General features: G+C 71.6%; 9 protein-coding genes. 4 read left to right on the top strand and 5 right to left on the bottom strand.

The window, feature by feature from the left end; genetic code table 11:
• Positions 1-151: 151 nt before the first annotated feature.
• The gene (locus tag AB0958_RS42260; protein ID WP_366895819.1) at positions 152-1630 is read right to left on the bottom strand and encodes a hypothetical protein; all 1479 of its coding nucleotides are present in this window, start codon (positions 1628-1630) and stop codon (positions 152-154) included.
• An 82-nt stretch (positions 1631-1712) separates the two neighbouring features.
• On the opposite strand from AB0958_RS42260, the gene AB0958_RS42255 reads away from it, so the two are divergent.
• Together AB0958_RS42255 and AB0958_RS42250 are read left to right on the top strand one after the other, a co-directional pair.
• Entirely contained in the window at positions 1713-2945 is a 1233-nt protein-coding gene (locus AB0958_RS42255; RefSeq protein WP_366895818.1) for a glycosyl hydrolase family 18 protein, read from the top strand.
• The gene (locus AB0958_RS42250) at positions 2942-3931 is read left to right on the top strand and encodes a phosphotransferase (protein ID WP_366895817.1); all 990 of its coding nucleotides are present in this window, start codon (positions 2942-2944) and stop codon (positions 3929-3931) included. The genes AB0958_RS42255 and AB0958_RS42250 overlap by 4 nt, the downstream gene beginning before the upstream one ends.
• Here the strand turns inward: AB0958_RS42250 and AB0958_RS42245 are convergent.
• Genes AB0958_RS42245 through AB0958_RS42230 form a run of 4 tightly spaced genes read right to left on the bottom strand, consistent with a single transcriptional unit; the run spans position 3906 to position 7785 of the window.
• Positions 3906-4682 carry a succinate dehydrogenase/fumarate reductase iron-sulfur subunit gene (locus AB0958_RS42245; RefSeq protein WP_366895816.1) on the bottom strand — a complete coding sequence of 259 codons (777 nt, stop codon included), beginning with the start codon at positions 4680-4682 and terminating at the stop codon, positions 3906-3908. The two genes, AB0958_RS42250 and AB0958_RS42245, sit on opposite strands and share 26 nt — an antisense overlap.
• On the bottom strand, positions 4679-6610 hold the full coding sequence (locus AB0958_RS42240) for a fumarate reductase/succinate dehydrogenase flavoprotein subunit (RefSeq protein WP_366895815.1): 1932 nt from the start codon (positions 6608-6610) through the stop codon (positions 4679-4681). Before AB0958_RS42240 ends, AB0958_RS42245 begins: the two co-directional genes overlap by 4 nt.
• A 15-nt stretch (positions 6611-6625) precedes the next feature.
• Positions 6626-7447: a hypothetical protein gene (locus AB0958_RS42235; protein WP_366895814.1), complete on the bottom strand. Its 822-nt coding sequence runs from the start codon at positions 7445-7447 to the stop codon at positions 6626-6628.
• 47 nt (positions 7448-7494) lie between these two features.
• On the bottom strand, positions 7495-7785 hold the full coding sequence (locus tag AB0958_RS42230; RefSeq protein ID WP_366895813.1) for a hypothetical protein: 291 nt from the start codon (positions 7783-7785) through the stop codon (positions 7495-7497).
• Between the two features lie 333 nt (positions 7786-8118).
• Between AB0958_RS42230 and AB0958_RS42225 the strand changes: the two genes are divergently transcribed.
• On the top strand, positions 8119-10365 hold the full coding sequence (locus tag AB0958_RS42225; protein WP_366895812.1) for an ABC transporter family substrate-binding protein: 2247 nt from the start codon (positions 8119-8121) through the stop codon (positions 10363-10365).
• Between the two features lie 162 nt (positions 10366-10527).
• On the top strand, positions 10528-12435 hold the full coding sequence (gene typA / locus AB0958_RS42220; protein ID WP_358987822.1) for a translational GTPase TypA: 1908 nt from the start codon (positions 10528-10530) through the stop codon (positions 12433-12435).
• The last annotated feature ends 82 nt before the right edge of the window (positions 12436-12517 follow it).

Here is a 12517-nt window from a genome sequence, read left to right as displayed (position 1 = left end):
AAACTAGATCAGTCGCTTTGTTACTGGATTACACACTTGTGCTCTACCGATCTCATGCGGTGCGCCCCTTTTAGGGGCGCGGGGAACTGCGCGAGCAACCACGACCCACCCGCACCCGCCCGACCACGCACCCGTCCCACCCCCTCCCGCGCTACCCCCACCGCCCCCGAGTGTCCGGCCCCCCGAACGCCACCACCGGCCCCCCGTCGTCCTCCTCGCCCAGCAGCACACCCCCGAGCACCACCCCCGCCAGCCCGCTCTCGTGCGCGCCCCGCCCGGCGAACGGGTTCCCGTGCGCCCGTACGTCCCGCCCGGCCGCCTCCAGCGCCCGCCGTGCCAGCCGGTCCGCGTCCGCGGGCGCCGCCGACCCCGCCTCCGCCAGCAGCGCCCGCGCCCGCACCCCCACCGCCCCCCGGTGCACCCCGACGAAGTCGTCCGCCACCCCCAGCGCACTGCGCGCCACCAGCTCCGCCCCCGCCGCGATCACCCCGGCCCGCCCGCCCCCCGTCCCCTCCAGCGCCCGCACCACCCGGCGCAGGGCGTCCAGCGGGTCGTACGGCCCCGCGGTCAGCTCCGCCCGCACGGCGGCCAGCACCACGTCGGCATGGGCCAGCCGGGCCGGCAGGGCGGTCCCCCGCAACCCCGCCAGCTCCGCCTCCCCGCCCGTCAGGGCGGCCGGCAGCAGCTCCGCCGCCGCGCGCAGCTCCGCCACCAGCCGGGTCACCGCGCCCAGCAGCACGCCCGCCTGTGCCACCGCACCCTCGGCCGCACGCAACCCGCGCCGGTACCCGTCGCCGTCGCCGGAATCAGCGTCCTGACGCGCCTGGTTGAGCCGCCCGGTCGCGAACACCAGCCGGTCCTTGGCCTGTTCGACATACCCGAGGACCGGGTCGACGGCGGTCGCCCCGTACCGCTCACCCGCCTCCGCCAGCGCCCTCTGCACGCCGCCCGTCCGCGCGGCCAGCTCCCGGAACCGCCCCTCGGCGGCCGCCAGCGCGTCCCCCCGGTCCCACGCGGCGTCGAACCGGGCCGCCTGGGCGTCCAGCTGGCGTCCGGCCTCCGCACACCGCCCGATCACCCCCACCAGCGCCTGGCGCCGGCCGCCGGCGTCCCGCGGCACCCCCTCCTCGTACCGCTGCCATATCGCGAACGCGGCCGACAGCTCGGTCCGGGCGGAGCGCAGGGCCCGTACGACGGCCTCGTCCGCGTCGACCTGGCCGAGGGCCTCCCCGCTGGTGCGGACGCAGTCGTCGGCGAGGACGAGGGAGGCGCGGGCCTGCCGTTCGAGGTCGACGGGCGACGGTGCCGGCGGGAGGGGGGAGACGATCCCCGGGGTGGTGCGCGAGCGGGCCCGCCGCACCCGCCGTACGTAGCCGTAGCCGCCCAGTGCGCCGGCCGCCGCCACGGCGACCAGCGGGAGTACGTAGTCGGTGCCTGACGCCCCGTCCGCGTCCGCCGATGCCGCGGCGACCCTCCCGCCGGCTGCTGGAACCGGGTCCTGAGCCACGTTCGTCATCACCGGCAACACCAGCCAGACCGCCCCGGCCATCCCGCCCAGCACCGCGTGCCCCACCCGCACACCTATGTGCCCGGTGGCATGCCTCGGCCGACCCCGGATCAAGGACGTCACCTTTCGGAGGGTATGGGCAGCCGGTCGCCTCCGCGACCGGGACGGGGACGCACGGGGGAGGGCGAGACGAGGGGGACGGAAGATGGCACACCACGCGGAGAAGGAGCCGAGGTCAGAGCCGCAGCCGAAGTCGGCATCGGTTCCGGAGTCGGCCTCGGTCCCGGAGTCGGCCTCGGTTCCGGAGTCGGCCTCGGTTCCGGAGTCGGCCTCGGTTCCGGAGTCGGCCTCGGTTCCGGAGTCGGCACCGGCCGCGCAGTCGGCGTCGGCCCCGCTGCCGGGCGGTACGGCGGGCGGGGGCGGCGGGTCCGGGAGGGCCCCCTGGGGTCGCCGGGCCCGGCGGGCCGGGCTCGTCGTCGTGCTGGTGCTGCTCGTCCCCCTCCTCATCGCCGAGACCGCCCTCCGTGTCAACTACACCGGCGACCCGAAGCCGGGCACCCGCACCCGGGACAGGGACGCCCTCTGGCTCGGACACGCCTGGGTCGACGGGCGCAAGGACGACGCCGACGTCACCGCCCTCGCCGCCCGGCTCGCCGGCACCGGCATCCGCGACCTCTACGTCCATGCCGGACCACTGGAACACAACGGCACGCTGCCCACATCGGCCTACCCCGAGGCCCGTTGGCTGATAACGGCCGTGCATCGAAAACTGCCCGGCGTACGGGTGCAGGCCTGGCTCGGGGACGAGCTCGCGCCGGAGCAGCCGTACGCCATGCACCTGGAGAAGAAGGAGACGCGGGCCGCCGTCGTCGCCTCCGCCCGGGGGATCGTCGCCGCCGGGTTCGACGGGGTCCACTTCGACCTGGAACCCCTGCGGTCGGGTGACCGGAACTACCTCGCCCTGCTCGACGCCCTGCGCCCCGTGACCCCGCTGCTGTCCGTCGCCGCACACCAGATCGATCCGCTCCCGGCCTTTCACTCCTTCTGGGGTACTCTCACCGGCCATCCGAAATGGTGGTCACAGGAATATTTCGGTCAGGTCGCCCGCCGGGTCGACCAGATCGCCGTGATGTCGTACGACACCATGCAGCCGCTGGAGAGCCTGTACGGAGGCTATGTCGCCCAGCAGACCAGCCTCGCGATCGAGGTCACGCCGGCCGGCACCGATCTTCTGATGGGGTTGCCCTGCTACCGGGAGAACCGTTTCGGCCACTGGGCGCACGCCGAGACCGTACCGGCGGCCGTGCGCGGTGTTCGGCTGGGACTGTCACGCGCGGACGCGGATCGCGCTAACTTCGGCGTCGCCCTCTACGTCGACTTCGCCGCCACCGAGGATGACTGGACCTCCTATCGGAAGGACTGGGTTCGTACGCCATGACAACCGCTCGTGCCCACCTCACCCGTGACGACCTCGCACCGCTCGCCCGCCAGGCCCTCGGCAAGGTTCCCGCCGCCGTCACCCGGCTGCGCGGCGGATCCAAGAAAGGTGTCTACCGGCTCGCCCTCGACAACGGCCGCTCCGCGATCGCCTACGTCTGGTCCCCGGAGGAGGACTACTGGGGCCCCGCCGACGCCGACATCCGCGACCCCTTCGCGCACGCCTCGGGACTCGGCCTCTTCCTGTCGGCCCACGACCGGCTGACCGAACTCGGCGTGCGCACCCCGCGCCTGCTCTTCGCCGACGAGGACGCCGAGTACCTGCCGTCGTACGCGGCGGTCGTCGAGGACGTCCGCGGCGGCAACCTGGAGGTGCTGCTGCGCAGCGACCCGGGCGCGGCCCGGGTGCCGCTCGCCCGGCTCGCCGGGACGCTCGGCGTGCTCCGCGAGTGCACCGCCGCCGGATACGGCAAGGCCGCCCTCGTGGAGGAGGGCGGCAAGCCGCTCGGCGACTCCTGCGAGCAGGTCGTCGCCGACCGGGCGGTGCACGACGTCGCCGAGCTGGCCGAGCGCGATCCCCGGGTGCGCGCGGCCCGCCGGGCGCTGACCGAGCGGATCCGCGAGCTCTACGACGCGGTCGAGCCCCGCGACCACGCCTCCCTCGTGCACGGCGAACTCGGCCCGGACCACGTCCTGGTGACCGAGGAGGGCGATCCCGCGCTCATCGACATCGAAGGCCTGATGTACTTCGACGCCGAGTGGGAGCACGTCTTCCTGCAACTCCGCTTCGGCCCGGCCTACGACGTGCTGCGCACCGCCGAACTCGACGAGGACCGGCTGCGGCTGTACCGGCTGGCGATGCACCTCAACCTCGTCGCCGGACCGCTCAGGCTGCTCGACGGCGACTTCCCGGAGCGCGAACAGATGCGGGCGATCGCCGAGTCCAACCTGGGGCAGGCCCTCAGCCTCCTGCCGGGCGCCTTCTGATCTTCGAGCCGAGCCACACCAGCGGGTCGTACTTGCGGTCCACGGCCCGCTCCTTCAGGGGGATCAGCGCGTTGTCGGTGATGTGGATGCCCTCGGGGCACACCTCCGTGCAGCACTTGGTGATGTTGCAGTAGCCGAGGCCGTGTTCGTCCTGGGCCGTGCGCTTGCGGTCCAGGCCGGACGCGTCGGCCGCGTCGAGGGGGTGCATGTCCAGTTCGGCCACCCGCATCAGGAAGCGCGGGCCCGCGAACGCCGTCTTGTTCTCCTCGTGGTCGCGCACCACGTGGCAGGTGTCCTGGCACAGGAAGCACTCGATGCACTTGCGGAACTCCTGCGACCGGTCCACGTCCTCCTGGAACATCCGGTACTCGCCGGGCCCGACCCCGGCGGGCGGTACGAACGCCGGGACCTCCCTGGCCTTCTGGTAGTTGAAGCCGACGTCCGTCACCAGGTCCCGGATCACCGGGAAGGCGCGCAGCGGGGTGACCGTGATGGTCTCGTCCTGCGTGAAGACGGACATCCGGGTCATGCACATCAGCCGCGGCCGCCCGTTGATCTCCGCCGAGCAGGAACCGCACTTGCCCGCCTTGCAGTTCCAGCGGACGGCCAGGTCGGGCGCCTGGGTGGCCTGCAGGCGGTGGATGATGTCGAGGACCACCTCGCCCTCGTTCACGTCGACCTCGAAGTCCGTCAGGCCGCCGCCCTCGACGTCACCCCGCCACACTCTGAAGTGGGCCGTGTAGCCGCTCATTCGTACAGCTCCTCTTCGGCGAGGTACTTGACCAGCTCCTCCTTCTCGAAGAGGGCCAGCAGGTCGGGACGGACGGGGTCGGTGCTCTCACGGGTGAGGGCGATCTGGCCGCGCACCGGATCGGTGGCCGCCGGCTCGCCCGTCGGATCGGTCAGCCGGCACAGCAGGTTCACGGGGCGCCACCTGCGGTCCATGGTCGGGTGGTCCTCGCGGGTGTGGCCGCCGCGGGACTCGGTGCGCTCCAGCGCCGCCCGCGCCACGCACTCGCTGACCAGCAGCATGTTCCTGAGGTCCAGGGCGAGGTGCCAGCCCGGGTTGAACTGGCGGTGGCCCTCCACCCCGGCCCGGCGGGCCCGGACCCGCAGCGCGGCGAGCCGCTCCAGGGCCTGTTCCATCTCGCCCTCCCGGCGGATGATGCCGACCAGGTCGTTCATGGCCTGCTGGAGTTCCTGGTGGAGGGTGTACGGGTTCTCCGGCGGGCCCGCGCCGGGTTCCTCGCTCTCCGCGGAGAACGGGCGCAGCGCCTCCGCGGCCGCGCTGTCGACCTGCTCTTCGTCCACCACCGGCCGGGTGCCGAGGTCCGCCGCGTAGTCGGCCGCGTGCCAGCCCGCCCGGCGGCCGAACACCAGCAGGTCGGACAGCGAGTTGCCACCGAGCCGGTTGGAGCCGTGCATCCCGCCGGCCACCTCACCGGCCGCGAACAGCCCCGGTACCCCGCGCGCGGCGGCGGTGTCGGAGTCCACCGCGACCCCGCCCATCACGTAGTGGCAGGTCGGCCCGACCTCCATGGCCTCCGCGGTGATGTCCACGTCCGCCAGCTCCTTGAACTGGTGGTACATGGACGGCAGCCGGCGCCGGATCACCTCGGCCGGCATGCGCGTCGACACGTCCAGGAAGACCCCGCCGTGCGGGGAGCCCCGGCCCGCCTTCACCTCGGAGTTGATGGCCCGGGCCACCTCGTCGCGGGGGAGCAGTTCCGGAGGACGCCGGTTGTTGTCGGGGTCCTCGTACCAGCGGTCGCCCTCCTCCTCGGACTCGGCGTACTTCTCCTTGAAGACGTCCGGGACGTAGTCGAACATGAACCGCTTGCCCTCGGAGTTCCTGAGCACCCCGCCGTCACCGCGCACCGACTCGGTGACCAGGATCCCCTTCACCGACGGCGGCCAGACCATGCCCGTCGGGTGGAACTGCACGAACTCCATGTTCAGCAGCGGCGCCCCGGCCAGCAGGGCGAGCGCGTGCCCGTCGCCGGTGTACTCCCACGAGTTCGACGTCACCTTGAAGGACTTGCCGATGCCCCCGGTCGCGATCACCACGGCGGGCGCTTCGAGGACGAAGAAACGGCCGGTCTCGCGCTCGTACGCGAAGACCCCCGACACCCGGCTGCCGTCCTTGAGGATCCGGGTGACCGTGCACTCCTGGAACACCTTCAGCCGGGACTCGTAGTCGCCGGTCTCCCTCTTGTCCTCCTGCTGGAGCGAGACGATCTTCTGCTGGAGGGTCCGGATCAGTTCGAGTCCCGTGCGGTCGCCGACGTGGGCGAGGCGCGGGTACTCGTGGCCGCCGAAGTTGCGCTGGGAGATCTTCCCGTCCTTCGTGCGGTCGAACAGGGCGCCCCAGGTCTCCAGCTCCCAGACCCGGTCCGGGGCCTCCTTGGCGTGCAGTTCGGCCATCCGCCACTGGTTGAGGAACTTGCCGCCGCGCATGGTGTCGCGGAAGTGGACCTGCCAGTTGTCGTGCTCGTTGACGTTGGCCATGGCCGCGGCGATGCCGCCCTCGGCCATCACCGTGTGCGCCTTGCCGAACAGCGACTTGCAGATCACCGCCGTACGGGCGCCCCGCTCGCGCGCCTCGATCGCGGCGCGCAGGCCCGCGCCGCCGGCGCCGACGACCACCACGTCCCACTGCTGCCGCTCCACCGCCGCCATCACAAGCCCCAGTCCCTAGAAGAATCGCGGATCGTCGAAGACACCGGACGCGAGCAGGTAGACGTAGAAGTCGGCGAGCGCCACGCTCACCAACGACGCCCAGGCGAGCAGCATGTGCCGGGCGTTGAGCCGGCCCACGAACTGCCATGCCCGGTAGCGCACGGGGTGCTTGGAGAAGTGCTTGAGCTTGCCGCCGACGATGTGCCGGCAGGAGTGGCAGGACAGCGTGTACAGCCAGATCAGCGTGATGTTGACCAGGAAGACCAGGGTGCCCAGACCCATGTGGCCCCAGCGCTCGTGCGGGTCGCGGAAGGACAGCACCGTGTCGTAGGTCAGCACGCAGGCGACCAGCAGGGCGGCGTAGAAGAAGTACCGGTGGACGTTCTGCAGGATCAGCGGGAAGCGGGTCTCACCGGTGTACTTCGCGTGCGGCTCGGCCACCGCGCAGGCCGGCGGGGACGCCCAGAAGCTGCGGTAGTAGGCCTTGCGGTAGTAGTAGCAGGTCAGCCGGAAGCCCAGCGGGAAGATCAGGATGATGATCGCCGGTGAGATCGCCCACCAGCTGCCGAAGAGGTCGGCGTTCGGCCCGGCCGGCATGCTCTTGCAGTTCTCCGCCAGACACGGCGAGTAGAACGGCGAGACGTACGGCGCCGCGTAGTAGTGGGCGTTCGCGAACGCGCGCCAGGTCGAGTAGACGACGAACGCGAACAGACCGGCCGCGGTGACGGCGGGCGCCAGCCACCAGCGGTCGGTCCGCAGGTGCGGGGCGGAGATCGCGGCGCGCGTCCGGGTGCGTACGCCGCCGCTGTTCGGATGTGGTTCCGTACCAGTGGCCAATGGATGACTCCGGTCGGTTCGGGAGTGGGGGGCTGCGGGCGGCGCTCCTACGGTGCGCGCCGGTCGCGGGCGCCGAGACCCTCGTCGTCCGTGTCCGTCCACAGGTTGATGTCGTACGGGTCGTCGGAGATGGTGACGAGCTCGGGGCGCTTGCCGGGGGCGGCGGCGCGGGCGGCCTCCCGCAGCAGGGCCACGCTCTCGCGCAGGTGATCGGCGTCGGCGCGGACGCGGCGCATCTCCAGCCCGCCGCTCCCGAGCTGCTGCTCCAGGCGGCCGACGGACCGGGTCAGGTCCTCTAGGCAACGCTGGACTGACGTCAGGTCGTCGTGCACGGACATGACGTGACCTCACTTCCACGGACTCGGTGGTCCAAGGCGGCGACGTTCATGCGCCTGCGAGTGTTGCGCGTCACACCTGCCGATGTGAAGCCATGTGCAGCGATTGGCGGATTGCAGGCCTCCGTCGCACGCCCGCACGCGCTCTGTGTGCGCCGGGGCGTTGCGCCGCACGGGTGGGCTTTGACCGTCCCCGCCGCCGTGTCGTCCCCGGCCGGTGGACCCCGTCCATTTCAGTGGGGTCCGTACAACTGACGTACATGTGATCAACTCCAAAATACCCCCAAATGTGAACAGACCCCACCCGTGGTACCGGGCCACACGGAGGTAGCAGAGATGTCTCACCACGGCGTCGGCGTGGGCCAGCGCCCCGAAGGGGCGCGGGGAACTGCGCGACCAGCCAGCACGGAGCGGCAGTCGAACGACGGCCCCTCCCGGCGCTACCGGCGGAGCCTCGCCTTCCTCGCAGCCGGCGCCCTGGCCGCCCCCCTCCTCGCCGGCTGCGGCTCCGACGACGAGGGCAGCAAGCCGCTCGCCGGACCGGACATCGCGGCGGTCGCCCGGGACGCGGTCGCCGAGGGCGGCACGCTCAAGATGGCCGTGGACGCCGTACCGGAGACCCTCAACACCTTCCAGGCCGACGCCGACGCCGGCACCACCCGGGTCGCCCAGGCCGTCCTGCCGTCGATGTTCACCGTCGACGCCACCGGCAAGCCCGTCCGCAACCCCGACTACCTGGAGTCCGCGAAGGTCATCGAGACCGAGCCGCGCCAGGTCGTCCTCTACAAACTCAACCAGCAGGCCGTCTGGAGCGACGGCCGGGAGATCGGCGCCGCCGACTTCGCCGCCCAGTGGCGCGCCCTGTCCGGCAAGGACTCCGCCTACTGGACCGCACGCAACGCCGGGTACGACCGCATCGCCCAGATCGAGCGCGGCGCCAACGACCTGGAGGTCCGGGTCACCTTCGACCGGCCGTACGCCGACTGGCGGTCGCTGTTCTCGCCGCTGTACCCGAAGGACGTCATGGGCACCCCGGACACCTTCAACGACGGCGCCCGCCGCAAGCTGTCCGTCACGGCCGGACCCTTCAAGGTCGACAAGGTCGACCCCGCCAAGAAGGACGTGGTCCTCACCCGCAGCCCGCGCTGGTGGGGCCGCCCGGCCAAGCTCGACGAGATCGACCTGCACGCCGTCCCCCGCGACAAGCGGGCCTCGGCGCTCGCCGCCGGCACGGTCGACGTCGCGGACATCGACGCCTCCGAGGCCGAGCGGATCATCGTCGCCGGGCGCGACAAGGGCACCGGAACGCCGTTGCAGGGCGCGGGCAAGACCTCCGCCAAGAAGCTGCGCTCCTGGGCGCTCGCCCTCGGCATGGACGAGGAGAAGCTGCCGAAGGGGCCGAAGAAGCTCCGCAAGAGCATCGCGAAGTGGCTGGAGCAGCAGCAGGAACTGCGGGCCTTCGACGTCCGCAAGTCGCTGGAGCCCGCCTACACCCAGCTCGCCCTCAACGGCTCCGAGGGCCCCCTCGCCGACGAGCGGGTCCGGCGGGCCGTCGCCCGCGCGCTCGACCGCACGGCCCTCGCCAAGCTGGTCCTCGCCCCGCTGGGGCTGCCCGCGGTGCCGGTCGGCAGCCACCTCGGCCTCTCCGGGCAGGCCGTCTACACCGACAGCAGCGGGGCGCTCGGCGGCCTCGACACCCACGAGGCGCAGGCGCTGCTCGCCGACGCGGGCTGGGTGGCCGGGGGACCGATCAAGGCGGCGGGCAAGGTGGCCGGCGCGGAGGGCCAGAAGGGCGACAAGACGGACCAGGGCGACAACGGCGAGAAGGGCGACGGCGACAAGGAGGAGAAGTCCGACGGCGGGCGGGACGGGCAGTACATCGTCGGGGAGGACGACAAGGGACCCGACGGCAAGGCCACCCGCGACCACCAGAAGGACCACGCGCACGGGGCGCCGGGGGCGTACGCGCCGAAGGGTACCGCCGCGCCCAGGGGGGCCGGGGCGCCGGCCGGGCCGCTGGCCAAGGACGGGCAGGCGCTCTCGCTGCGGTTCGTGCTGCCCTCCGGGCCGGGTTCGCAGACGCTCCAGACGGTCGCCGACCAGATCTCGAAGATGCTGGACAAGGTGGGCATCCTCACCGAGATCAAGAAGGTCCCCGACGACAGCTACTTCAAGGACCACATCGCGGCCGGGCAGTACGACCTCGCGCTGTACTCGTGGCCGGCGTCCCCGTACCCGGCGACGGACGCGCGGCCGATCTACGCCAAGCCCGTGGTGGCGGCCGACGGGTCGCTGAACGTCGAGCAGAACTACACGAGAGTGGGCACCGACCAGGTGGACCAGCTCTTCGACCAGGCGCTCGGGACGCTGGACGAGGACGAGGCGGACGGTCTGCTCCGCAAGGCGGACTCCCGGATCTGGGCGTCGGCGGGGTCACTGCCGCTGTACCAGCGGCCGCAGCTCGTGGGCGCCCGGAAGGGGCTGGTGAACGTGGGGGCCTTCGGGTTCCGCACGCCGGTGTACCAGGACATGGGATTCCTGAAGAAGGGGGCGAAGGTGTCGGCGAGTCCGACCAGGGGGTAAGGCGGTGGGATCGGCCTTTTCGGCGGCCCAGCGAGCCCCGGTTACAAACGACACGTAACATGGGGTGAGGCCGTGGCGTGTCAAGCCCGGCAGGCCCGCGTCACACGGACGTACGCAGAGGGCCTTCTCAACACCCCGGGAGTACGCCGCACCATGGCTGTGATCGCAACGCGTCACGACATCCGCAACGTCGCCATCGTCGCCCATGTCGACCACGGCAAGACGACCCTCGTCGACGCCATGCTGAAGCAGGCCGGTGCCTTCGCGGCGCACGCCGCCGAGTCGCTCGACGACCGCATGATGGACTCGAACGACCTGGAGCGTGAGAAGGGCATCACGATCCTGGCCAAGAACACGGCCGTGAAGTACCACCCCAAGGATGGCGGCGACGTCATCACCATCAACATCATCGACACCCCGGGCCACGCCGACTTCGGTGGCGAGGTCGAGCGCGGTCTGTCGATGGTGGACGCGGTGGTGCTGCTCGTCGACGCCTCCGAGGGCCCGCTGCCGCAGACCCGCTTCGTGCTGCGCAAGGCCCTCCAGCAGCGCCTGCCCGTCATTTTGTGCATCAACAAGACGGACCGCCCGGACTCGCGGATCGACGAGGTCGTCAACGAGACCTACGACCTCTTCCTCGACCTGGACGCCGACGAGGACCAGATCGAGTTCCCGATCGTCTACGCCTGCGCGCGCGACGGCGTGGCCTCGCTGACCAAGCCCGAGGACGGCACCGTCCCGCAGGACAGCGACAACCTGGAGCCCTTCTTCTCCACCATCCTGTCGCACGTCCCGGCCCCCCAGTACGACGAGTCGGCCCCCCTCCAGGCGCACGTCACCAACCTGGACGCCGACAACTTCCTCGGCCGCATCGCGCTGCTCCGCGTCGAGCAGGGCGAGCTGCGCAAGGGCCAGACCGTCACCTGGATCAAGCGTGACGGCACGATGTCCAACGTGCGCATCACCGAGCTGCTGATGACCGAGGCGCTCACCCGCAAGCCCGCCGAGGTGGCGGGCCCCGGTGACATCTGTGCCGTCGCCGGTATCGCGGACATCATGATCGGCGAGACCCTCGCCGACCCCGAGAACCCGATCCCGCTGCCGCTGATCACGGTCGACGAGCCGGCGATCTCGATGGTCATCGGTACGAACACCTCGCCGCTGGTCGGCCGTGGCGGCACCGGCAAGGGCGCCGACAACAAGGCGGCGGTCAAGGACCGCAAGGTGACCGCCCGTCAGGTCAAGGACCGCCTCGACCGCGAGCTGATCGGTAACGTCTCACTGCGCGTGCTCGACACCGACCGTCCGGACGCCTGGGAGGTCCAGGGCCGTGGCGAGCTGGCGCTCGCCATCCTGGTCGAGCAGATGCGCCGTGAGGGCTTCGAGCTGACCATCGGCAAGCCGCAGGTCGTCACCAAGCAGGTCGACGGCAAGACGTACGAGCCCGTCGAGCGCATGACGATCGACGTGCCCGAGGAGCACATGGGCGCGGTCACGCAGCTCATGGGCGTCCGCAAGGGCCGGATGGACAACATGTCCAACCACGGCTCCGGCTGGGTGCGCATGGAGTTCGTGGTGCCGTCCCGCGGTCTCATCGGCTTCCGTACCGAGTTCCTCACGCAGACCCGCGGCACGGGCATCGGCCACTCCATCCACGAGGGCCACGAGCCCTGGTTCGGCCCCCTCCAGACCCGTAACAACGGCTCCCTGGTCGCCGACCGCGCCGGCGCCGTCACCGCGTTCGCGATGACGAACCTCCAGGAGCGCGGTGTGCTGTTCGTGGAGCCCGGCACCGAGGTGTACGAGGGCATGATCGTCGGCGAGAACTCCCGCTCCGACGACATGGACGTCAACATCACCAAGGAGAAGAAGCTCACGAACATGCGGTCGTCCTCGGCCGACACGTTCGAGGCGATCGTGCCGCCGCGCAAGCTCTCCCTGGAGCAGTCGCTGGAGTTCTGCCGCGACGACGAGTGCGTCGAGGTGACCCCGGAAGCCGTCCGCATCCGCAAGGTGAACCTGGACGCCCGCGAGCGGGCCCGCGCCGCCAGCCGCGCCAAGCACGGCTGACGCCGGCCGACCCACGGCAGAGCCGGGGGGGCCCCCCCCCCCCCCGGCCCCCGGCGGTTAGGTCTGGCAGGGGCGGGGTGAC

The sequence above is a fragment of the Streptomyces sp. NPDC006655 genome (assembly GCF_040703965.1).
In the GTDB taxonomy this organism is placed as follows: domain Bacteria; phylum Actinomycetota; class Actinomycetes; order Streptomycetales; family Streptomycetaceae; genus Streptomyces.
This window is presented reverse-complemented; position numbering and strand designations above follow the sequence as displayed.